Raw genomic sequence first — 608 nt, forward strand, 5'->3', positions numbered from 1 at the left:
CCTTTGCCTGGTACTTCTTGGCATCATCGACGGCTGGTCTTTTGTCTCGAGCGCATTGTCGATGCGTGCAGGCGTCAAAACCGCGGCGAACCTCGTGATGCAAGGAGCAGTCGAGGATACGACCATCCAAGCTGTCGCTCTTTCGAGCTGGGAAAACCATCCTGATGGCGCGCAGGTGGCAGTGAGCCGGAAATACATGTGCGGGAACATCGTGGCCGATCCATCGGTCCTGTGCGACACTTTGAAAGCCCCCTCGGTCTTCCTCGTAATACAGGCGACAGCCACCTGGTCACCGCCCTTCAGTTTTGGTGCGTTTTCCCTCTCGCGCGAACTCAGTCATCAACAGGTGATTCGTGTCCGCTAAGTCGAGAGCTTTCACGGGGGATGCATCAGGCGGAGCTGCATTAGAGTTCGCGCTGATCGCGCCTTTTCTGATAATGCTTTTGATCGGCATCTTTGCATTCGGCTGGGCTCTGAATGCTATGTCGAGTGTTCGGTACACGCTGGAAACGTCGTCACGTGCGCTGCAAATGAAGAACTCGCTGACGCAGGCCCAGATCCAAGCCATTGCCACGGAAAAATTACTGGATTTGGGATTGAAAGACGTC

Annotated in this window: 2 protein-coding genes; both read left to right on the forward strand. The window is 55.1% G+C overall.

Going from position 1 to position 608, the window contains the following annotated elements:
* Positions 1 to 364 (forward strand): pilus assembly protein (locus NKI29_RS33380; protein ID WP_352453949.1); only part of this gene is annotated, 364 nt, incomplete at its 5' end.
* The coding region (locus tag NKI29_RS33385; protein WP_352798700.1) for a TadE/TadG family type IV pilus assembly protein at positions 354 to 608 on the forward strand (255 nt) is incomplete at its 3' end. The genes NKI29_RS33380 and NKI29_RS33385, both read left to right, overlap by 11 nt.

Source organism: Mesorhizobium sp. M0678 (genome assembly GCF_040320505.1).
Taxonomy (GTDB): domain Bacteria; phylum Pseudomonadota; class Alphaproteobacteria; order Rhizobiales; family Rhizobiaceae; genus Mesorhizobium.